At 71.9% G+C, this 21,706-nt stretch carries 17 protein-coding genes; 10 read left to right on the plus strand and 7 right to left on the minus strand.

The genetic code is table 11. From position 1 onward, the window contains the following. Positions 1 to 16 precede the first annotated feature (16 nt). Entirely contained in the window at positions 17 to 3,310 is a 3,294-nt protein-coding gene (gene lysX, locus ACIQFZ_RS08400) for a bifunctional lysylphosphatidylglycerol synthetase/lysine--tRNA ligase LysX (protein WP_402690869.1), read from the plus strand. A gap of 97 nt (positions 3,311 to 3,407) precedes the next feature. Then, the gene (locus ACIQFZ_RS08405; protein ID WP_365417022.1) at positions 3,408 to 4,250 is read left to right on the plus strand and encodes a polysaccharide deacetylase family protein; all 843 of its coding nucleotides are present in this window, start codon (positions 3,408 to 3,410) and stop codon (positions 4,248 to 4,250) included. Positions 4,251 to 4,295: 45 nt separating this feature from the next. On the opposite strand, the gene ACIQFZ_RS08410 is transcribed toward ACIQFZ_RS08405, so the two are convergent. After that, positions 4,296 to 4,970 carry a class F sortase gene (locus ACIQFZ_RS08410; RefSeq protein WP_365774665.1) on the minus strand — a complete coding sequence of 225 codons (675 nt, stop codon included), beginning with the start codon at positions 4,968 to 4,970 and terminating at the stop codon, positions 4,296 to 4,298. 1,002 nt (positions 4,971 to 5,972) lie between these two features. Between ACIQFZ_RS08410 and ACIQFZ_RS08415 the strand changes: the two genes are divergently transcribed. After that, positions 5,973 to 6,530 (plus strand): hypothetical protein, encoded by a 558-nt coding sequence (locus tag ACIQFZ_RS08415; protein WP_365417025.1) that lies wholly within the window; start codon positions 5,973 to 5,975, stop codon positions 6,528 to 6,530. Between the two features lie 177 nt (positions 6,531 to 6,707). Here the strand turns inward: ACIQFZ_RS08415 and ACIQFZ_RS08420 are convergent, their stop codons facing one another. From ACIQFZ_RS08420 to ACIQFZ_RS08430, 3 genes are all read right to left on the minus strand, one after another. Then, positions 6,708 to 7,184, minus strand: a complete 477-nt coding sequence (locus ACIQFZ_RS08420) for a hypothetical protein (protein WP_402690870.1) — start codon at positions 7,182 to 7,184, stop codon at positions 6,708 to 6,710. A 161-nt stretch (positions 7,185 to 7,345) separates the two neighbouring features. Beyond that, entirely contained in the window at positions 7,346 to 8,110 is a 765-nt protein-coding gene (locus ACIQFZ_RS08425; RefSeq protein WP_383058034.1) for a DUF4239 domain-containing protein, read from the minus strand. A 16-nt stretch (positions 8,111 to 8,126) separates the two neighbouring features. Further along, positions 8,127 to 8,255 carry a hypothetical protein gene (locus tag ACIQFZ_RS08430; RefSeq protein WP_402690871.1) on the minus strand — a complete coding sequence of 43 codons (129 nt, stop codon included), beginning with the start codon at positions 8,253 to 8,255 and terminating at the stop codon, positions 8,127 to 8,129. 746 nt (positions 8,256 to 9,001) lie between these two features. Between ACIQFZ_RS08430 and ACIQFZ_RS08435 the strand changes: the two genes are divergently transcribed. From ACIQFZ_RS08435 to ACIQFZ_RS08445, 3 genes are all read left to right on the plus strand, one after another. After that, positions 9,002 to 9,952: an SCO0930 family lipoprotein gene (locus ACIQFZ_RS08435; RefSeq protein WP_365417029.1), complete on the plus strand. Its 951-nt coding sequence runs from the start codon at positions 9,002 to 9,004 to the stop codon at positions 9,950 to 9,952. Between the two features lie 227 nt (positions 9,953 to 10,179). Beyond that, complete coding sequence (locus tag ACIQFZ_RS08440; protein WP_365436547.1) at positions 10,180 to 10,992, plus strand: SAM-dependent methyltransferase; 813 nt, start codon at positions 10,180 to 10,182, stop codon at positions 10,990 to 10,992. Beyond that, positions 10,989 to 13,130 (plus strand): putative bifunctional diguanylate cyclase/phosphodiesterase, encoded by a 2,142-nt coding sequence (locus ACIQFZ_RS08445; protein WP_402690872.1) that lies wholly within the window; start codon positions 10,989 to 10,991, stop codon positions 13,128 to 13,130. The genes ACIQFZ_RS08440 and ACIQFZ_RS08445 overlap by 4 nt, the downstream gene beginning before the upstream one ends. Before the next feature lie 78 nt (positions 13,131 to 13,208). Here ACIQFZ_RS08445 and ACIQFZ_RS08450 read toward each other — a convergent pair whose 3' ends face one another. Both ACIQFZ_RS08450 and ACIQFZ_RS08455 read right to left on the minus strand, forming a co-directional pair. Beyond that, a complete protein-coding gene (locus ACIQFZ_RS08450; RefSeq protein ID WP_365431328.1) occupies positions 13,209 to 14,615 on the minus strand; it encodes an APC family permease in 1,407 nt (468 codons plus the stop codon). Between the two features lie 94 nt (positions 14,616 to 14,709). Beyond that, a complete protein-coding gene (locus ACIQFZ_RS08455) occupies positions 14,710 to 16,338 on the minus strand; it encodes an amidohydrolase (RefSeq protein WP_383058029.1) in 1,629 nt (542 codons plus the stop codon). A gap of 145 nt (positions 16,339 to 16,483) precedes the next feature. On the opposite strand from ACIQFZ_RS08455, the gene ACIQFZ_RS08460 reads away from it, so the two are divergent. Next, entirely contained in the window at positions 16,484 to 17,107 is a 624-nt protein-coding gene (locus tag ACIQFZ_RS08460; protein WP_383058027.1) for a TetR/AcrR family transcriptional regulator, read from the plus strand. A gap of 81 nt (positions 17,108 to 17,188) precedes the next feature. Here the strand turns inward: ACIQFZ_RS08460 and ACIQFZ_RS08465 are convergent, their stop codons facing one another. Continuing rightward, positions 17,189 to 18,076 carry a LysR substrate-binding domain-containing protein gene (locus ACIQFZ_RS08465; protein ID WP_365431337.1) on the minus strand — a complete coding sequence of 296 codons (888 nt, stop codon included), beginning with the start codon at positions 18,074 to 18,076 and terminating at the stop codon, positions 17,189 to 17,191. A gap of 120 nt (positions 18,077 to 18,196) precedes the next feature. Between ACIQFZ_RS08465 and ACIQFZ_RS08470 the strand changes: the two genes are divergently transcribed. From ACIQFZ_RS08470 to ACIQFZ_RS08480, 3 genes are read left to right on the plus strand one after another with little or no spacing between them, the layout of a single operon-like run. Next, on the plus strand, positions 18,197 to 18,868 hold the full coding sequence (locus ACIQFZ_RS08470) for a succinate dehydrogenase (RefSeq protein WP_376403409.1): 672 nt from the start codon (positions 18,197 to 18,199) through the stop codon (positions 18,866 to 18,868). 1 nt (position 18,869) lies between these two features. Continuing rightward, positions 18,870 to 20,819 (plus strand): fumarate reductase/succinate dehydrogenase flavoprotein subunit, encoded by a 1,950-nt coding sequence (locus ACIQFZ_RS08475; RefSeq protein ID WP_365774655.1) that lies wholly within the window; start codon positions 18,870 to 18,872, stop codon positions 20,817 to 20,819. Then, positions 20,816 to 21,565 (plus strand): succinate dehydrogenase/fumarate reductase iron-sulfur subunit, encoded by a 750-nt coding sequence (locus tag ACIQFZ_RS08480; protein WP_402690873.1) that lies wholly within the window; start codon positions 20,816 to 20,818, stop codon positions 21,563 to 21,565. The genes ACIQFZ_RS08475 and ACIQFZ_RS08480 overlap by 4 nt, the downstream gene beginning before the upstream one ends. The last annotated feature ends 141 nt before the right edge of the window (positions 21,566 to 21,706 follow it).

Consider the following 21,706-nt stretch of genomic DNA (forward strand, 5'->3'; position numbering starts at 1 on the left):
CCACCACACCAGAGCCATGACCGCCGCCACCGGTGCCGCCCCCTCCCGGGGCGCCGCCGACCCCGCCCCGCCGCCGCGCAGGAACGGACTCCTCAGCAGGGTGCCGCAAGGCTTCGCCACCTTCTTCGGTGCTCTGGCCCTGCTGTGCGCGCTGCTGGACCTCATCGCCCCGCTGCGGGTCCTGCTCCACCCCGTCGTCCGCGTCCTGGACCTGCTCCTGGTCCCGGTCAGCGTCAACCTCGCCTACGCCGTCTTCCTCGTCCTGCTGGCCGGCGCGACCGCGGCCCGCAAGAAGGTCGCCTGGTGGCTGGTCGTCGGCTACCTGGGCCTGGTGATCCTCGGCGACGTACTCGGCCTGGCGGCCGGCGACTACGCCGAGTCCGCGCCGTCCCTCGTGCTCTGCGGTCTGGCACTGGTGCTGCTGATCACGGCCAGAGGCGAGTTCTACGCCGCCTCCCGCCGCGGCTCCTGGTGGCGGGCGCTGGCCGTGCTGGTCGCCGGACTCGCCGTGGCCGTCCTGGCCGGCTGGGGCTTGGTCGCGCTCTTCCCCGGCACCCTGCCCTCCGGCCTGCACCTGGCGTGGTCCGCCAACCGGGTCATGGGCGGACTGGTCTCCACCCGCGACTTCGACGGCCGCCCGCCGCGCCCGGTGACCTTCCTGCTCGGCCTGTTCGGAGCGCTCGCCCTGCTCAATGCCGCCGCCACACTGTTCCGTTCGCAGCGCCTGGAGGCGGCCCTGCACGGCGACGAGGAACCCCGCATCCGCGCCCTGCTCAAGGCCTACGGCGAGGACGACTCCCTCGGCTACTTCGCCACCCGCCGCGACAAGGCCGTCGTCTTCTCGCCCAGCGGCAAGGCTGCCGTCACCTACCGCGTCGAGGCCGGCGTGTGCCTGGCCAGCGGCGACCCCGTCGGCGACCGCGAAGCCTGGCCGCACGCCATCGCCGCCTGGCTGGACGCGGCCCGCCGCTACGCCTGGGCGCCCGCCGTCATGGGCGCCTCCGAGGAGGGCGCCCGGGCCTACGCCCGCGCCGGACTCGGCGCCCTCCAACTCGGCGACGAGGCGATCGTGCACGTCGCCGGCTTCGACCTCGACGGCCGGGACATGCGCGTGACCCGGCAGGCGGTGCGCCGCGTCCGCCGCACCGGCGCCACCTGCCGCGTCCGCCGGCACGCCACCCTCACCGACGCCGAGATGGAGGAGATCGTCGACAAGGCCGACGCGTGGCGCGACACCGAGACCGAGCGCGGCTTCTCGATGGCGCTGGACCGCCTGGGCGACCCGGCCGACGGCGACTGCCTCCTGGTCGAGGCCCTCGACACGGAGGGCCGGCTGCTCGCCCTGCTGTCCTTCGTGCCCTGGGGCCGCGACGGCGCCTCCCTGGACCTGATGCGCCGGGACCGCGCCGCACCCAACGGCGTCATGGAGTACATGGTCGCCGAACTCTGCGCCGCCGCCCCGAAGCTCGGCGTACGCCGCATCTCGCTGAACTTCGCGGTGTTCCGCTCGGTGTTCGAGGAGGGCGCCCGCATCGGAGCCGGGCCCGTGCTGCGGCTGTGGCGCGGCCTGCTGCTGTTCTTCTCCCGCTGGTGGCAGCTGGAGGCCCTGTACCGGTCCAACGCCAAGTACCACCCCGAGTGGTACCCGCGTTTCATCTGCTACGGCGAGACCGGCTCCCTCGCCCGTATCGGCCTGGCCTCCGGCATCGCCGAGGGCTTCGTCGCCGTACCCTCGCTGCGCAAGCTCTGGGGCAAGGGGCACCCGGCCCACCCCGCCGCCGGACCGCGCCCGGCCACCACCGAGGGCCTGCCCCCGCTGACGGCGCTCGGACGCGACGAGGAGGCCCGGACCGAAACCGGCGGACCCCTCGCCGGCCTGCCCGAACAGGTCCGCGTCCGGCACGCCAGGCTCGACCGGCTGCGCGCGGCCGGCACCGACCCCTACCCGGTGGGGACGAAGGCCCGCACCCGCGACCTCGCCGAGGTCCGCGAAGGGGAGCAGCTCACCGTGGCCGGCCGGATCCTGCTCGTCCGGGACTTCGGCGGCATCGTCTTCGTCGTCCTGCGCGACTGGTCCGGCGACCACCAACTCGCCCTCACCCGCGACCGGACCGGGCCATCCGCGCTGAAGCGCTTCACCGCCGACACCGACATCGGCGACCACATCACCGCCACCGGCCGGGCGGGACGGAGCGACACGGGCGAGCCGACCGTCTTCGTCACCTCCTGGCGGCTGCTCGGCAAGTGCCTGCGCCCGCTGCCCGACAAACGCCGGGGCCTGGCCGACCCCGAGACCAAGGTGCGCCTGCGCTACCTCGACCTGGTCACCAGCCCCGAGGCCCGCGAGGTCGTCCGCATCCGCTCCACCGCCGTACAGGCCCTGCGCCAGGGGCTGCTGGACCGCGGCTTCCTCGAGGTCGAGACGCCGATGCTCCAACAGATCCACGGCGGCGCCAACGCCCGCCCGTTCACCACCCACATCAACGCCTACGACCTCGACATGTACCTGCGCATCGCACCCGAGCTGTACCTGAAGCGCCTGTGCGTCGGCGGTCTGGAGAAGGTCTTCGAGATGGGCCGCACCTTCCGCAACGAGGGCGTCTCCCACAAGCACAACCCCGAGTTCACGATGCTGGAGGCCTACCAGGCCTACGCCGACTACGACGTCATGCTCGACCTCGCCCGCGAGCTGATCCAGGGCGCCGCCACCGCCGCCTTCGGCCGACCGGTCGCCCACCAGGACGGCACCGGATACGACATCTCCGGGCCCTGGCCGGTCAAGACCGTGCACGGCGCGATCTCCGAGGCGCTCGGGGAGGAGATCGGCCCCGGCACCGGCCCGGAGGCACTGCGCCGGCACTGCGACCGCGCCGGCGTGCCGTACACCGCGGACGACACCCCCGGCGAGATCGTCCTGGAGATGTACGAGCGGCTGGTGGAGGAGCGGACCGGACCGCCCGTCTTCTACAAGGACTTCCCGACCGAGGTCTCCCCACTCACCCGGCAGCACCGCACCGACCCGCGGCTCGCCGAACGCTGGGACCTCGTGGCCTTCGGCACCGAACTGGGCACCGCCTACTCCGAGCTCACCGACCCCGTCGAACAGCGCCGCCGGCTGACCGCCCAGTCCCTGCTCGCCGCCGGGGGAGACCCCGAGGCGATGGAACTGGACGAGGACTTCCTCGACGCCCTCGAGTACGCCATGCCGCCCACCGGCGGCCTCGGCCTCGGCGTCGACCGGCTGATCATGTTCCTCACCGGCCTGACGATCCGTGAGACGCTGCCGTTCCCGCTCGTACGCCGCCGCTGAGGCACCCGCGCACAACTGCCGCCGGGCGCTGGGCCGGGCGGGTGCTTTCGTGGCGTCGTGCCGGTGGAGAGGCGGAACGCCCGGACACTGATGAATCATGCAGAAGGATCAGTTGCTCACGCGGCGCCGGGCGTTGTTCGCCGGGGCCGTCGCTCTCGGAGCGGCGGGAGCGGCCGGCACGGCCGGTCTGCTGCTCTCCGGTTCCTCCGACACTCCGGTACCGCCCGCCCCCGCCGCGGGCCCCGAGGCGCGCAGCGTCCTCAAGCCCTCCGCCTACCGTCTGACACCCCTGGCCGGTGACGTCCCGCAGCGGGCCGCGCCGCTGCCCGCCAGGGTGCGGACCACGCCGATCCTGCGTTTCTCCGGCCGCGGCGACACCATCATGCTGTCGTTCGACGACGGACCCCACCCCGAGTTCACCCCGCACGTCCTGGACACCCTGGCCAAGTACGACGTCCGGGCGACGTTCATGGTCTGCGGGGAGATGGCCGACTGGAACCGGGACCTGCTGGCCCGGATGGCCGACGAGGGACACGTCGTCGGCAACCACACCTGGAGCCACCCGCTGCTCACCCAGCTCGGCCGCCGCGGCATCCGCCACGAGATCGAGCGCACCAGCGACATCATCGAAAAGGCCTACGGCGAGCGGCCGTTGTGGTTCCGTGCCCCCTACGGTGCCTGGAACCGCGACGTTTTCAAGATCAACGCCGAGCTGGGCATGGAACCGCTGGCCTGGAGCGTCGACAGCCTCGACTGGACCACCCCCGGCACCGGCGCCATCGTCCGCCGGATCGAGCACGGCGCAGCCCCCGGGGTCGTGGTGCTCTCCCACGATGCCGGGGGCGACCGCTCGCAGACCGTCCGCGCGCTGCGCGACTACCTCCCCAAGCTCCTCGACGACGGCCACCACTTCACCGTGCCGCGCCGGGAGTACACCTGAGCCGGGCCGCGCGCACCGCCCGGCGCCCGCCCGGCCGGGGTCCTGTCAGCGGACCTCGACCAGGCGGGCGAACACGACGACGTTCCCCTGATATCCGTTCTGCTTCGTGTAGCCGCCGCCGCAGGTGATGACCCGCAGTTCCGGCGTGCCCTTCGAGCCGTACACACGGTCTCCGGGGAAATCGTTCTTCGCGAACACCTCGACGCCGTACACCTCGAATACGGCCGTCTTCCCGTCCTGGCGGTTGATTTCGACGCGGTTTCCCTTCTGCAGGGCGCCGAGTCCGTAGAACACGGCGGGTCCCGCAGCGTTGTCCACATGGCCGACGACGACCGAAGTGCCCTTTTCCCCGGGCGTGACCGCGCCGTTGAACCAGCCGGCCAGATTCGGATCTGCGGGCGGCGGCGCGGCGACCCAGCCGTCGGCGTCCACACCCACCGGTGTGATGGGCGCGTTGATCTGGACGACGGGGATTTTGATCCGGTCCGGCACCGAGCGAGACAGAGGCTGCAGGACCCCGCCCGAGGGGAGTGGCTTGTGCCTGAGGTCCGGTGCCGCCGCCGTCGCGGGCTGGGGCGGGCCGACGTCGAACTCCCCGGAGCCGTTGCGGATCAGGGCGAGTCCGGTCAGCAGGGCAAGCGCTATCACACCCCACGGTGCGCGCTTCCTCGGGGCCTCCCGCTCCTCCTCGACGAATCCGGGCAGCTCTCTCGCAGGCATTCGGCATCCCCTCTCGACACGGCCGTCGCCGCGTCAATCGCGCATGCGAGAAACGCTAAGTCCCGAGCGCGCAACCGGCGACGGGACGCACGCGAACGGGTGGTGGCGCCGTTTTACCGTGCGCCATCCGAGGCGGTCCGGAAGGGTCATTTCTGACGGTCCGTGACCTGCGTCGATATTCAATGGGGTGAAGGTCCTGGCGGATTCGCTCACCGAGACGGACCAGCCCCGAAATGCGCCCGCGTGGAGTGCGTCCGAGGGTCGGTGGCGGGAGGTGCTTTCTCACCGATCGACCGGGTACGGGTCCCCGGGGCGCCTTCCGCGGAGGATCACATGCGTACTACTCGTACCCTTATGGCCCGCACGGCCCCCTCGGTCTCCTTGGTGGTGCTGGCCGCGGCGGTCGCCGCGGTCGGGCTCGCCTCCCCTGGGGCCGTGGCGAAGGGCGCCGAAGTCCTCGGCATCACACGGGACGGCGGCGTGGGTGGGGGCACGGGGGTTGCCCCAGGCGGCGGCCCAGGTGGAGGTCTAGGAGTGGGTCCGGGATTCGGGACGGGAGTGGGGCCGGGAGTGGGTCCGGGATTCGGGACGGGAGTGGGGCCGGGAGCGGGTCCGGGATTCGGGACGGGAGTGGGGCCGGGATTCGGGACGGGAGTGGGGCCGGGGTTCGGGTTCGGCCCCGGATTCGGGCCCGGCATTGGAGGGGGCGGCCGCTTCGGTGAGTTCCGTGGCTTTGGTGAGTTCCGCGGTGGCGGCCGGGGGGACCGGTTCGGTGAGTTCCGTGGCTTTGGTGAGTTCCGCGGTGGCGGCCGGGGGGACCGGTTCGGTGAGTTCCGCGGGTTCGGTGAGTTCCGTGGTGGCGGCCGGGGCGACAGGGACAGGGACCGGGACCGGGACCGGGGCAGGTTCGGCGAGTTCCCCGGTGGTGGCCCTGGCGTTGGCGGCTTCGGCGGGAACTTCGGCGGGGACTACGGCCTCGTCGGCCCCGGTGGCTTGGGGGGTTTGGTTGACAAGGGAGGCGAGGGCGCGGGTGTCGGCGGTCTCGGGGGCTTGGTCGACAAGGGAGGTGAGGGGGCGGCACCCGGCGTCGGAACGGGTGGCGGTTCCGGGGTCGGTCCGGGTGCCGGTCTCGGCGGTGCGCCCGGCCGCGGCCCGGGCGGCGTCAACAGCATCGTGCCCTCGCCCGGCGTGATCGCCCGCGGCGGTCAGCTGGTGGTCACGATCGACGGCTGCCGCAACGGCGGGACCATGTCGTCGACCGTGTTCTCCCAGTCGACGCTGCGGCCGTTCGACGGCGCCGGCGAGCGCGCGAGGGGTGTCGTGACGATCCGCGACGACGCCCGTCCCGGGACGTACGACATCACGGTCGACTGCAACGGCCGGCGGCTGACCCGGCCGGAGGCCTTCACCGTAGTCGGCGGTGTCCTCGGCGGAGTGGGCGGCGGCACCATCACCGGCGCCACCCCGGCCGACATGGCCATCGGCGGCGGGCTGATGGCGGCGGGCGCCGTCGGCGGCGGCGTGCTCTGGATGCGGCGCCGGTCCGACAAGCGCTCCTGACGGCTCCGTACGCCTGATCCGGCCCCGCTCCCGTGTGCGGGGCCGGATCTCTTCCTGTCGGCGGGGTTTTCGCCCCTGGTCCGCCTACGCCGCCCCTGGTCCGCGTACGCCGAAAGGCCTTCGCCCCGGACCTGGAGAGGTCCGGGGCGAAGGCCAGTCCCGAGGAAGAGGACACGGTCAGGCGGTGCCCTCCTCGCCGGTGCGCCGGCGGGAGAGGCAGTACGCCGTGCCGATGGAGCCGCCGATGAGCGCGGTGCCCAGGCCGATCTGCTTGAGGTCGAAGCCGGCGACGGTCCCGCCCACGCCCGCGCGGACGCCGTGCCGGAAGTGCTCCGAACCGCCGCCTCCGCCACCACCGAAGCTGCCCTCGTCGTCACCGCCGTAACCGGAGCGGCCGTTGCCGCCATAGGAGTTGCCGCGCCCGCCGCCGCCCCCGCCCCCGCCGCCGCCGTAGGAGTTGCCGCCGCCGCCGTAGCGGTCCTCGTTACCGCCGCCTCCGCCTCCGCCTCCGCCTCCGCCTCCGTAGGAACGGCTGTCGCCGCCCCCGTTGCCGTAGGAGCGGCCGTCACCGCCGCTGGCGACGGCGGCCGGCGCGCAGAAGGTGAGGGCGCCGACGCCCACTAGTGCGGCCGATACGACACCTATTACGCGCATGGTGGGTCCTCCGGTCCCCGAGGAGCAGCAGCGGACCTTTTCCGCTTGTGCCGGGTATGCGCCTCGCTGACCAAAACGCTAGGGAGGTGTGCACTCCGGCGCGATTGGACCCGGGCGAACGGGGCAACGGTTGGGCCGCACAGGGGATTCACACGGGGCCGTCAGTGTGTCAGATGGGGGAACAGGTCCAGGAACGGCCCGGCGGTGGCCGAGACTCCGCGGCTGTAGGGGGCGTCGAAGTCCCAGATCAGGAAGAGGAGGAAGGCGATCAGCGCGGAGAACAGCCCAGCGAGGATCAGCTCCCGTTTCGTGCGCCGGATCTGGAGCGCGAACACCATGCCGATGGTGACGACGCCCCCCGCGATCAGACCGAACCACACCACACCGGGCATCGTCGCCCCCATGGAGCCGGCGCGTGCGGTGCGGGCCTGGGCGGCGGCGGCCACTTGGTCCACCAGCGGCTGGTAGGCCTGCGCCTCGAAGTCCGACTTGGGCTGGTAGTCGGTGACGTCGGCGCGGACGCGGTCGAGCAGCTCGTCGCCCCGCTTGGTGACATGGCCGTGGTCGGCCATGGTCTTCCACTCGGTGGTCACGACGTGTCCGGCGTAGGCGTCGACGTCGGCGCGGATGCGGTCGCGGACGTCGGCCGGATAGACGCGGACACGCTCGGAGACCTCGTGCAGCGCCTGGGCCTCCGCCTGCACGTGGTCCTGGGCGGCGACGCGCGCCTCCCAGACACCGGCGATGGCCAGCCCCAGCACGATGGCGTAGACCACGCCGATCCACATGGTCATGTACTCGATGACGTCCGGGGTCTCGGTGGGATCGTCGTCCACGGCCTTCGTGCGGTGCCGCAGGAGGGTGATGACCACGACCACCGCACAGGCGGCCAGCATCGCGAGAACGAGAACAAGCCATTCCGACAACGGGTTCCTCCAGGGGTCAGCGCGGGCGGAGCGCGGCCACGGCGGCCAGGGCGGGTACCGCGATGAGCAGGACGAAGGTGAGGGGTGAGGGGCTGCGCCGGGGTGTCGGCCGGTGCGGCTGGGTGTGGTGGCGCGGGTAGGTCACCGGGGCCACGGACGGGCGGGGACGGGGCTTGGGGGCCGGCTTCGGGGCCGGCGGCGGGGGTGGTGCGGGCGGTGGGGGCGGTGGGGGAGTGGGCCGGGGCTGCGGGGCGGCCGGGGCCGGGCGCGGGGGCGGCGGGGGTTTGGGTGTGGGGGTGGGCCTCGGCTTCGGTGGTGGTGCCGACTTGGGCGGCGGAGGCGGCGTGGGCGTCGGTGTGGGTTCGGGTGTCGGCGTCGGGGTGGGGCTCGGGCTGGGCGGTGGCGTCGGCCGCGGGCACGGCGGTGGAAGGGGCGGAAAAGAGGGCAAGGGGCCGCTGCCGGCCACCGCCACCGCTTCCGTGCCGTCCGGGCCCGTGGAGGCGTACGCGCAGGCGTCGGCCGCCGCCGGGGCGGCCCCGCCCACACACGTCCACGCCAGCAGTGCCGGCGCCAACACCCGCAGCACCAGGGCGGATCGCGTCGGTTCGGGTCGTTGCACGAGCAAGATCATGAGCTGTCGTGGACCAGGGCACGCCGCGGTGGGCGCGGATTGCCCCGAAGGTGGGATGTGGCAGGTCGGAGCGTTTGATCGGCGGGCCGGTGCGGCGCCGCCGATGGGTACGCGCGTACGGGGTGGCGCGAAACGTGTCACGGATTCCGGAAAGAAATCTTCGCCGCGGTTGAACACAACCACCGGTGCCGTGCGTACCCAGTGTCGTGCGGCGGCGCAGCAGGGCGCTGCAACACCCTTTTGATTATGAGGAGTTGACGATGAACACCTCCTGGCGAAGCGCCTCACTCGTGGCGGCGGCCGCGGCCGTGCTGGCGCTGACGACGGCGTGCGGTCAGGAAAGCGCCCCTTCGGCGGGCAGCCAGAACGTGGGCGCGACCGCCGCGGCCGGCGGATTCGGCAGCGCCGGGACGAGCGCCGGCGCCGGTGCCGACAGCGCCCTCGGCAACGGTTACGGCGCCGACGGTCAGCAGAATGCCGCGAAGGCCGCCGGGCAACTCGCGGTCTCCGCCAACGCGGAGCTGGGCAAGGTGGTCACCGACAGCGCCGGGATGACCCTGTACCGCTTCGACGCGGACACGGCCAAGCCCCCCAAGTCCACCTGCGACGCCGACTGCGCCACGGCCTGGCCGCCGGTTCCCGCCGACGACGCCACGGCCGGCGCCGGTATCGACAAGGCCCTGCTGGGCGAGGTCACCCGGGCCGACGGCACCAAGCAGCTGACCATCGCCGGGTGGCCCGCCTACCGCTACGCCAAGGACACCAAGGCCGGCGAGACCAGCGGCCAGGGCGTGAACGGCAAGTGGTTCGCGCTGGCGCCCGACGGCAAGAAGGCCTCGTTGGTGAACCTGCCCGGCCTGTCCGTGAAGAAGACCGAACTGGGCGACGTCGTCGTCGACAAGAACGGCATGACGGTCTACCGCTTCTCGAAGGACCAGGCGTGGCCGAAGTCGGTCTCCGCCTGCACCGGTTCCTGCCTGGAGAAGTGGCCGGCCGTGGCGCCCGTCGCCGTCAGCGACACCAAGGGCGTGCTGAAGAAGGGCATGATGCCCTTCACCCGGCCCGACGGCGTCAAGCAGATGACCATCAACTGCTGGCCCCTCTACACGTTCTCCGGGGACGAGGCGCCCGGCGACGTCAACGGCCAGGGCGTCGGCGGCACGTGGTTCGCCGTCTCCCCCGACGGAAAGGCGATCGGCGCGCCGCAGTAGGGACCACCTCCCCCCACGCCGGACCGCCCCCTCCGCCCCACGCGGAGGGGGCGGTTCGCCGTGTGCGCGGATCGTGGCAATTCACCGCGATGCGGGTGCGAGGAGCGGGCCGGAAGCGCAGGTGGTGACCGGGAACGGATGGTCAATTTCCGTTTCCGCTCGCCCGTTCGGCAGGCGATCAGTAGCCTCAGCTCGAACACCGGATCGCCTACGCAGTGGAGAGATGGATGGAGCGTCCCGCCTGGGCTCCGCGAAGCATCGACATCTCGGTGCCGAGCGTCGCTCGCATCTACGACTTCTACTTGGGCGGTTCGCACAACTTCGAGGTCGACCGGGAAGCGGCCCGCAGGGCCATGGAGTTCATGCCGGGGCTGCCCAAGATCATGCAGGCCAACCGGGCGTTCATGCGCCGGGCCGTGGACTTCGCCCTGGAGGAGGGCGTCACCCAGTTCCTGGACATCGGGTCCGGCATCCCCACCTTCGGCAACGTCCACGAGGTCGCCCAGGCCGCCCGGCCCGGCGCGCGGGTGGTGTACGTCGACCACGACCCGGTGGCCGTCAGCCACAGCAAGGCCGTTCTGGCGGGCAACGAGGACGCCGACGTGGTCGCGGCCGACCTGCGCAAGCCCGGGGAAATCCTCGCGAGCCCCGAGTTGGGGCGGCAGATCGACCTGAATCGGCCAGTCGCGCTGCTTCTCGTTGCCATACTGCACTTCGTGGAAGACGCGGACGACCCCTACGGTGCGGTGGCCGAGCTGCGCGACGCGCTCGCGCCGGGCAGCCTGCTCGTCCTCACCCATGCCGCGTACGAGGGAATCCCGCTCCCCGAGAAGCGGAGCCGGTCCCTGGTCGACGTGTACAAGGACATTCGCAACCCGCTGATCATGCGTTCGCGCGAGGAGATCGCGCGGTTCTTCAAGGGGTACGACATGGTGGAACCCGGGCTGGTGCCGATGCCGAACTGGCGGCCGCGTACGGCGCCGGAGGACGAAGACCCGTACGCCTACTCCGGTTTCGCGGGCGTGGGGCGTACGGCGTGAGCGCGGAACCGGACGGGCCGGAGGGCAGACTGCGCCGGCTGACGACGATCTGGAGCCGGGCCGTCTTCCCGGTGACCTCGACGTCGCTGACCCGCCCGGAGTTCGAGGAGCAACTCCTGCCGCTCGCCCGCCGGTTGAGTACGGCGCTACGGGACCGGACCTTCGCGGCGGAGGAGGGCGAGGCGGTCGGCGCGGCCCTGGTCGACGCGCACTGCACCGCACCCGAGGCGCTCAGCCGCTCCCTGGACTGCCTCGACGCCTACCTCGTGCTGTACTGCGGCGAGGACGGCGACCAGGAGGACCTGCGGGCCCGCTCCGCGCGGTTGCAGCACTCGATGGCGGCCGGGTTCGCGCGGGCGCTGCGCGAACGCACGCTGGCCGAGCAGGAGGCGATAGCCCAGGCGGCGCTGCGCGCCCAGGGCGTGGTCGCCCAGGCCCTGCACGCCAGCGAGGCCCGCTTCCGCGCCGTGTTCGAAGGCGCGGCGATAGGCATCGCCATCGCCGACCTGGAGGGCCACGTCCTCCAGGTCAACAGCGCGCTGCTGCGCATGTTCGGCGGCTCCGAGCAGACCGTGCGCGGCCGCAACGTACGAGAGTGGACCCACGCCGACGACGCCCCGCAGATGTGGCGGCTGTACGAGGAGCTGGTGCGCGGCGAGCGCGAGCACTACCACGTGGAGAAGGCCTTCTACCGGCCGGACGGAACGGTTCTGTGGACCAACCTGACCGTCTCCCTGCTCCGCGACGCCGACGGCAACCCGCAGTACCAGCTCGCCCTCATGGAGGACACCACCGAGCGGCGGCTGCTCAACCTGAGACTGCGGTACGAGGCCACCCACGACGCGCTCACCGGCCTGCCCAACCGCACCCTGTTCTTCGAACGCCTGGAGAAGGCGCTGAACGCGGGCGAGGACCAGCGCTTCGGCCTGTGCTACCTCGACCTGGACGGTTTCAAGACCATCAACGACAGCCTCGGCCACGCGGCCGGCGACCGGCTGCTCGTCGAGGTCGCCGACCGGCTCCAGGCGTGTGCGACCGCGCCCGGCGAGATGGTCGCCCGGCTCGGCGGTGACGAGTTCGTCGCGCTGACCACCGGCCCCGGCACCCGGCACGAGGTCGACGAGCTCGCCGGCCGGATCATGAACGCGCTGGTCGCCCCGATCCGTATCGACGGCCGGGAACTGGCCGTACGCGGCAGCATCGGCATCGTCGAGGGACCGGCGGGCGAGCGCAGCGCGGCCGAGGTGCTGCGCAGCGCGGACATCACCATGTACCGGGCCAAGTCGGCCGGCGGCAACCGCTTCGAGCTCGCCGACCCGGAGGCCGACGCCCGCGCCATCACCCGGCACGGACTGACCACGGCGCTGCCGGCCGCGCTGGACCGCGGCGAGTTCTTCATCGAGTACCAGCCGCTGGTGCACCTCGGCGACGGCAGCGTGCGCGGCGCCGAGGCGCTGGTGCGCTGGCTGCATCCGCAGCACGGCGTCCTCGGCCCCGACCGGTTCATCCCGCTCGCCGAGCACACCGGGCTGATCGTCCCGCTGGGCCGTTGGGTCATGGAGCAGTCGGTGCGCCAGGCCCGCCGGTGGCGGGAGACGCACCGGGACGGCGCCGAGGGCCCGCTGCGCATCAACGTCAACCTCTCGCCGTGCCAGCTCACCCACCCCGGGCTCGTCCAGGACACCGTCGACATCCTGGAGCGCGCGGGCGTGCAGCCGGACGCGCTGTGCCTGGAGGTCACCGAGTCGGCGCTCATCGGCGCCGACGACGACCTGCTCAAGCCGCTGCGCCGGCTCGCCGAGATGGGCATAGACATCGCCCTGGACGACTTCGGCACCGGCTACTCGAACCTGGCCAACCTGCGCCGGCTGCCGGTGAGCGTGCTCAAGCTGGACCGTTCCTTCACCGAGGGCATGCAGCGGTTCCCGGCCGACCCCGTCGACCTGAAGATCGTCGAGGGCATCGTCGCGCTCGCCCACAGCCTGGACCTCGCGGTCACGGTGGAGGGCGTGGAGACCGGCGCCCAGGCCGAGCAACTGCGCGTCCTGGGCTGCGACACCGCCCAGGGCTGGTACTACGCCCGCCCGGGCCCACCGGAACGCCTGCACGAACTGGCCCTGGCGGACGCGACGGGCTGAACGGGAAGCCGGGCGCGGATCCGAGAACGGCCGAGGGGCCTGCCGACACACCGTCGGCAGGCCCCTCGGCCGTCGCTCTCAGACGCGCGGCACCGCCGCCGCGCCCACTCCCGGCTCGTCGTGGGGAGCGGCCTCCGCCTCCGCCCGTTCCTCGCTGAAGCTCATCACCGGAGGCTTCCGCCGGAACGCGCGGGTCAGGAACAGCAGGTACAGGAACCCGGCCAGCATCCAGCAGAGCCCCACCTCGAAGGTGATGCCCTCCAGGCTGGTCCACAGCCAGACGGTCAGGGCGAATCCGACGATCGGCAGCAGCCCGTAGGAGAGGAGGTCGCGCCCGCTCCGGCGGCCCCGGTCGATCAGATAGTGCTTGACCACGCTCAGGTTGACCATCGAGAAGGCGATCAGGGCACCGAAGTTGATCATGACCACGGCGTTGTCGAGGCTGATGAACAGGGCGACCAGCGAGACCGCGGACACCAGGCCGGTCGCGATCACGGGTGTGCGGAAGCGGGGGTGGAGATAGCCGAACACCCGCTTGGGCAGCACCCCGTCGCGTCCCATCGAGTACAGGATCCGGGACACGCTCGCCTGCGTGGTGACCCCGGAGCCGAAGGAGCCCGCGACGTAGACGGCCACGAAGAACGAGGTGAAGGCCGAGCCGCCCAGCGTCCGCATGATGTCCAGGCCCGCGCTGTCGGGATTGCTGAACGTGGAGCCCGGGTGCACCAGCGCGCCCATCCAGGACACCACGATGAACAGCACGCCGCCGATGGCCGTGGTCAGCACGATGGCGCGGGGGATGGTGCGCCGCGGGTCCTTGGCCTCCTCCGACATGGTGGAGACCGCGTCGAACCCGAGGAAGCTCAGCGCGAGGATCGCGGCCCCGGAGAACGCCGCCGAGGTCCCGGAGCCGCCCGGCAGGAACGAGGCGAACGGCTTGGGAGTGCCGTGGCCGAGCGTGTGGTGGACCGACAGGGCGACGAAGAGCACCACGAGCACCCCGGCCAGGCCCACCACCAGGACGCTGAGCCGGCTGATGGAGCCCACGCCGAGCACGTTGACGAGCAGCGCGAGCAGCAGCGCGGCGAGCACGAACACCCGTGCGGGAACCGACGGGAACTGGCTGTGCAGATAGATGCCGATCAGCAGGAAGTTGATCATCGGCAGGAAGAGGTAGTCCAGCAGCAGGGTCCAGCCGACCATGAAGCCGACATGCCCGCCGAAGGACTGCTGGGTGTAGGTGTACGCCGACCCCGCGGTGGGGAACGCCCGCACCATCCGCCCGTAGCTGACGGCGGTGAAGAGCATCACCACGAGGGCGATCACATAGGCGGCCGGCAGATGGCCGTTGGTCACGCCGGTGACCGCCCCGTAGGTGGTGAACACGGTCACCGGGGCGAGATACGTGAGTCCGAAGAGGGTGAGCCCCGGCAGCCCGAGGACTCGCTTGAGTCCTTTTTCCGCGGGGATGTCGGTATCCGTCATGAAGCGTTCCTTCCGCAGAAGAATGAGGCATTGCCGGGTGATCCGGCAAGGGCGGCGGCTGGGGCGGGGCGTGCGGCGGCGCCCCGCCGTGGGGTCACCCCTGGGTGCCGTGCGTGCGCTCGCCGGCCAGCCAGGTGCCGAGCACGGTGATGGCGGGCACGTCGTGCGGGTCGCAGTCGCGGGGGTCCCGGTCGAGCCAGACCAGGTCGGCGACCCGTCCCTGGGCCAGGACGCCCCGGTCGTCGGCCATCGCCTGGTGGGCGACGCCGGCCGTGTAGCAGGACATCGAGGTCTCGATGTCGATCCGCTCCCGCGGCAGCCAGCCGCCCTCGGGGCGGCGCTCCGGCGTCTGCCGGGTCACCGGGACCGGAAGGCCGGTCAGCGGCCGGTGGTCGGTGACCGGCCAGTCGCTGCCGAACGAGACCCGGGCGCCGCTGCGCAGCAGCGAGCCCAGCGGGTACTGCTGCCGGGACCGGACCTCGCCCAGACGGGGCATGGTGAGGTCGGTCATCGCCGGGTCGGGCTGAAGCCACAGCGGCTCGATGTTGGCGATCACGCCCAGTTCGGCGAAGCGGGGCAGGTCCTCGGGGTCGACCATCTGCACATGGGCGATCACCGGACGGCGGTCCCGGGGGCCGCGCGCTTCGGTGAGGTGGGCGAGGGCGTCAAGGGCGGTGCGGATGCCGGCGTCGCCGATCGCGTGCAGATGCGGCTGGAGTCCCAGCCGGTCGATCTCCACCAGGGCCTCGCGCAGCTCGGCGGCGGCCCAGACCGGCATGCCCCGGGTGCAGGGGTCGTCGGCGTACGGTTCGAGCAGCGCCGCGGTGCGGTTCTCGATGATGCCGTCGACGAAGAACTTGACGGTCTGCACGGTCAGCCGGTCGAGCCCCTCCGCCCGGATCCGGTCGCGGTCGGCCGCGAACTCGGCGAGCTGCTCGCGCCACCGCGACGGGTCGGCGCGCAGGGCGAGGTTCACCCGCGTGGCCAGGACGCCTTGCCGGGCCGCCGTCAGATAGGCGTCGACGGCCTCGTGGTCCACCCAGGCGTCCTGGATCCAGGTGACCCCCGCCGCGGCGTAGGTGCGGGTGGCGTGGGTCAGGGCCCGTACGCGTTCGTCCAGGGTGCGCGCGGGAGCGGCGCCGAGGACCGCGTCGACCGCGTCCCACTCGACCATGGTGCCCATCAGGCTGCCGTCGGGACGGCGTACGAACCGGCCGCGCTCGCTGTCCTCGGTGGAGCCGTCGAGGCCGGCCCGGCGCATGGCCTCGGTGTTGCACCACAGCGTGTGGTAGTCCCAGGCCCGCAGGGCGACCGGGCGGTCGGGCACGACGGCGTCCAGCCAGCGGGCGTCGAAGAGGCCGTCGGGGGCGAGCGTGGAGTCGTAGCTCCCGCCGAGGATCCAGTCCGCCTCCGGGTGCTCGGCGGCGTACCGGCCGACCTCCGCGACCAGCTCGCCCACGCTGGTACAGGGTCTGATCCGCGGCCCGAGCGCTTCGAATCCGCCCTGGTCGGGGTGGCAGTGACCGTCTCCGAACGCGGGCATGAGCAGACCTCCGCCGAGGTCCAGCAGCTCGTCGGCGGCGCCGGCGAGCGCCTCGGCCGCGGCGCCGACGGCCTCGACGCGGCCGTCCCGCACGGCCAGCGCGGTCGGCGGCTGCCCGGCGCCGGACGGTACGGGCAGACCGGTCCACACGGTGCCGTTGCGGAAGACGGTGAGGGGCATACGTACTCCCAAAGCGAATGCCGTTCGTTTTAGTGGACGCAGGTTAGACTCACGCGACGACGCTTGGGAAGAGGGGCGGGGACACCTGATGGGCGCCGGGACACGAAGGTCGGGACGGCCGAGCACGCCCGTACTCGATCGCGAGGTGATCGTGCGCGGCGCGCTGGACCTGATCGACGAGGTCGGCGCCGAGGGGTTCTCCATCGCCCTGCTGGCCCGGCGGCTCCGGGTCCGGCCCTCGTCGCTCTACAACCACGTCAAGGGCAAGGGCGACATCCTGGCCGGAGTGCGCGAGCTCGTGGCCGACCCGATCGACGCGAAGGTCTTCGACACCCTGCCCTGGGACGAGGCCCTGGTGAGCTGGGCCCGGCTCTACCGGGCGGCGTTCGCGGCGCATCCGCAGACCATCTCGCTGCTGGCCACCATGCCGGTGTCCGGTGCGCACCGCACCCTGCGGATGTACGAGTCGGTGGTGGGCGGGCTGGAGCGCGGCGGGTGGCCGACCGCTTCGGTCATCCCCGTCATGGTCGGCGTGGAGTCGTTCATCCTGGGTTCGGCGCTGGACCTGGTGGCACCGGCCGCGATGCTCGACCCGGGGCCGGACTCGCCCCAGGTGCCCAGGTTCACCGCCGCGGTGCACGCCCGGGACGAGGCCTCGGCCGCGCGGGGACGGCCCGCCGCGGACCTCGCCTTCGAGGTCGCCCTCGCGGCACTGGTCGACGGCCTGCGCGCTCGCCTGGCCGCGGAAACCGCCTCTGGCGCACGGTAATTGACGTTAAATCAAGCTGATGTGCCGTCAGGGTGATGGGCAATCAAGTGCGGGTCTGGAAGCGCGGGGTGCGCTCAACGGTCACCGTTCCAGCAGCATCCGCTGAAGTTCCCTCGCGGCCCTCGGCGGAGCCACGTCGCTGCGGTGGGCCAGCGCGATCGTGCGGTGCAGTCCGGGCCGGGCGAGCGGGGTGACCCGCAGGCCGTGGCCGGCGCGCGTCGCGACCATGCGCGGGACGACGGCCACCCCGAGCCCCGCACGTACGAAACCCAGCACCGCGTCCATCTCCCCGCCCTCGACGGCGAGGTCCGGCTCGAAGCCCTCGGCGCGGCACGCGGCGACCGTCAGCTCCCGCAGGTCGTAGCCGTGCCGGAACATCACCAGACGCTCACCCTCGAGATCCGCGATGCCGACCGAGCGCCGCCCCGGACCACCGGGCGCCGGCGCCTCCGGCGAGGAGACCACCGCCAGGTCCTCGCGCAGCAGCTCCACCGTGGTCAGGGCGGGGGAGGGGGTGGGCAGTGGGAGCACGACCAGCGCCAGGTCCAGGGCGCCGCGGGCCAGCTCCCGTACCAGGTCGTGGGAACCGCCCTCCTCGACCAGCAGCCGGATGCCGGGGTAGCGGTCGTGGAAGGCGCGCAGCACGTCCGGCAGCAGGCCGGTGCACAGGCTCGGGGTGGCGCCGAGTCGCACCCGGCCCCGGCGCAGCTGCACCAGTTCCTGCACCTCGTGCCGTGCCGTGTCGGCGTCGGCGAGGATGCGCCGTGCCAGCGGCAGCAGCGCCTCACCGGCGTCGGTGAGCGTGATGTTGCCCCGCGCCCGCAGGAACAGATCCGCGCCCAACTCCCGCTCCAGCGCCTTGATCTGCTGCGAGAGCGACGGCTGGGCGACATGGACCAGATCGGCCGCCCGGGTGAAGTGCCGGGTCTCGGCGACCGCCACGAAGTACTGGAGCTGCTGGAACTGCACGAGACCAGCATAGCCAATCCCTATCGAAACGAGCCGGACCATGTCTTGGACCGATGGGGTCCTTCGGCCCTAGCGTCCTGAGACATGGCACTGGCAACGCGGACGGACCGACGGCCGTCCATGGCACGCACCGTGTGGGGCTCGACCGTCGGCAAGAAGACCGTGATGGCGGTCAGCGGCCTGATCATGCTGCTGTACCTGGTCGTCCACATGATCGGAAACCTGAAGATCTACTTCGGGGCGGCCGAGTTCAACCACTACGCCCACTGGCTGCGCACACTCGGCGAGCCGTTCATGCACTACGAGTGGACGCTCTGGCTGGTCCGTGTGGTGCTCGTGGCCGCCGTCGTCGCCCACGCCGTCTCCGCCTACCAGCTCAGCCGCCGCGACATCAAGGCGCGGCCCAGCAAGTACGTGCACACCAGGCCCCGGGCCAGTTACGCCACCCGCACCATGCGCTGGGGCGGGATCATCCTCGGCCTGTTCATCGTCTGGCACATCCTCGACCTGACCACCGGCACCGTGCACTCCGGTGGATTCCAGCCGGGCCACCCGTACCAGAACGTCGTGGACACCTTCTCCACCTGGTACGGCAACGTCATCTACATCGTCGCCATGCTGGCGCTCGGCCTGCACATCCGGCACGGCTTCTGGAGCGCCGCCCAGACCCTCGGCGTCGGCAGCCGCACCCGCGACCGTGCCCTGAAGACCGCCGCCAACGTTCTCGCACTGCTGCTCACGGCCGGCTTCATCGCCGTCCCGGTGGGCGTCATGACCGGAGTGGTGAGCTGACATGACCTCCTACGCCGACTACGCGACCGGTGCGCCGGTCGCCGACACCAAGGCCCCGTCCGGCCCGATCAACGAACGCTGGGACAAGCGCCGCTTCGAGGCCAAGCTGGTCAACCCCGCCAACCGGCGCAAGCACACGGTCATCGTGGTCGGCACCGGCCTCGCGGGCGGCTCGGCCGGCGCCACCCTGGCCGAACAGGGCTACCACGTCGTCCAGTTCTGCTACCAGGACTCTCCGCGCCGCGCCCACTCCATCGCCGCGCAGGGCGGCATCAACGCGGCGAAGAACTACCGCAACGACGGCGACTCCGTCCACCGCCTGTTCTACGACACCGTCAAGGGCGGCGACTTCCGCGCCCGCGAGTCCAACGTGCACCGCCTCGCGCAGATCTCGGTGGAGATCATCGACCAGTGCGTGGCCCAGGGCGTGCCGTTCGCCCGCGAGTACGGCGGCCTGCTCGACACCCGCTCCTTCGGCGGCGTCCAGGTCTCCCGCACCTTCTACGCCCGCGGCCAGACGGGCCAGCAACTCCTGCTCGGCGCCTACCAGGCGCTGTCCCGGCAGATCGCCGCCGGAAACGTCGAGATGCACCCGCGCACCGAGATGCTCGACCTGATCGTCGTCGACGGCCGGGCCCGCGGCATCGTCGCCCGCGACCTGATCACCGGCAAGACCGACACGTACTTCGCGGACGCCGTCGTCCTCGCCTCCGGCGGCTACGGCAACGTCTTCTACCTGTCGACCAACGCCATGAACTCCAACGCCACCGCGATCTGGCGGGCACACCGGCGCGGCGCGTACTTCGCCAACCCCTGCTTCACCCAGATCCACCCCACCTGCATCCCGCGCACCGGCGACCACCAGTCCAAGCTCACCCTGATGAGCGAGTCGCTGCGCAACGACGGCCGCATCTGGGTCCCGAAGGCCAAGGGCGACAACCGCCCGCCGAACGAGATCCCCGAGGACGAGCGCGACTACTACCTGGAGCGCATCTACCCCTCCTTCGGCAACCTCGTCCCGCGTGACATCGCCTCCCGCGCCGCGAAGAACGTCTGCGACGAGGGCCGCGGCGTCGGCCCCGGTGGCCAGGGCGTCTACCTGGACTTCGCCGACGCGATCCGGCGGATGGGCCGGAAGAAGGTCGAGGAGAAGTACGGCAACCTCTTCGACATGTACGAGCGGATCACCGCGGAGAACCCGTACGAGGTGCCGATGCGGATCTACCCCGCCGTGCACTACACGATGGGCGGCCTGTGGGTCGACTACGACCTCCAGACCACCGTCCCCGGCCTGTTCGCGGTCGGCGAGGCCAACTTCTCCGACCACGGCGCCAACCGCCTCGGCGCCTCCGCCCTGATGCAGGGCCTGGCCGACGGCTACTTCGTCCTCCCGGCCACGATCAACGACTACCTGGCCCGCAACCCGCACCAGGAGGCCGTCACCGAGGACCACCCCGCCGTCCAGGAGGCCGTCGCCGAGACCGAGGACCGCCTCAACCTGCTCCTGTCCGTCGACGGCGACCGCACCCCCGACTCCTTCCACCGCGAAGTCGGCGAACTGATGTGGGAGTTCTGCGGCATGGCCCGCACCGAGGCGGGCCTGCGCAAGGCACTGGACCGCATCCCGCAGATCCGCGAGGAGTTCTGGCGGCGCATCAAGGTGCCCGGCACCGGCGAGGAGTTCAACCAGTCCCTGGAGAAGGCCAACCGCATCGTCGACTACCTGGAGCTCGCCGAGCTCATGTGCCTCGACGCGCTGCACCGCGCCGAGTCCTGCGGCGGCCACTTCCGCGAGGAGTCCCAGACCCCCGACGGCGAAGCGGCCCGCAGGGACGAGCAGTTCACCTACGCGGCGGCCTGGGAGTTCACAGGCACGGGCGAGGCCCCCACCCTGCACAAGGAAGACCTGGTCTTCGAGTACGTCCACCCCACCCAGCGGAGCTACGCATGAAGCTCACCCTGCGCGTCTGGCGGCAGAAGAACGCCGACGCCGACGGCGCCATGTCCACCTACGAGGTGGACGGCATCTCGCCCGACATGTCCTTCCTGGAGATGCTGGACGTCCTCAACGAACGGCTCATCCTCTCCGGCGAGGACCCGGTCGCCTTCGACCACGACTGCCGCGAGGGCATCTGCGGCGCGTGCAGCCTGGTCATCAACGGCGACGCGCACGGCCCCGAGCGCACCACCACCTGCCAACTGCACATGCGGTCCTTCGAGGACGGCGACACGATCGACATCGAACCGTGGCGCGCCGCCGCCTTCCCGGTGGTGAAGGACCTGGTCGTGGACCGCTCGGCCTTCGACCGGATCATCCAGGCCGGCGGCTACGTCACCGCCCCCACCGGCTCCGCGCCCGAGGCCCACGCCACCCCCGTACCGAAGCCGGACGCCGACTTCGCCTTCGAGCACGCCGAGTGCATCGGCTGCGGCGCCTGCGTCGCCGCCTGCCCGAATGGCGCGGCGATGCTGTTCACCTCCGCCAAGATCAACCACCTCAACGTGCTGCCGCAGGGCGCCCCCGAGCGCGAGACCCGCGTCCTGGACATGGTGGCCCGCATGGACGAGGAGGGCTTCGGCGGCTGCACCCTGACCGGGGAGTGCGCCGCCGCATGCCCCAAGGGCATCCCCCTCGTGTCGATCACCAGCATGAACAAGGAGTGGCTGCGCGCGACCCGCAAGGCGTCCAAGCGGTAGCCCATCACAGAACGTTCGCCGAGGGGGCGGACGGGCGGGGCCGGGAGTGGTGCTCATCCCCGGCCCCGCCTCGGTTTTCTCCACGAGGACCCGGCCGCGGGCGGCCGGCCCGGTCCTCGAACGGGTCCTCGACGCCGAGGG

It is taken from the genome of Streptomyces sp. NPDC093064, assembly GCF_044754605.1.
GTDB lineage: Bacteria > Actinomycetota > Actinomycetes > Streptomycetales > Streptomycetaceae > Streptomyces.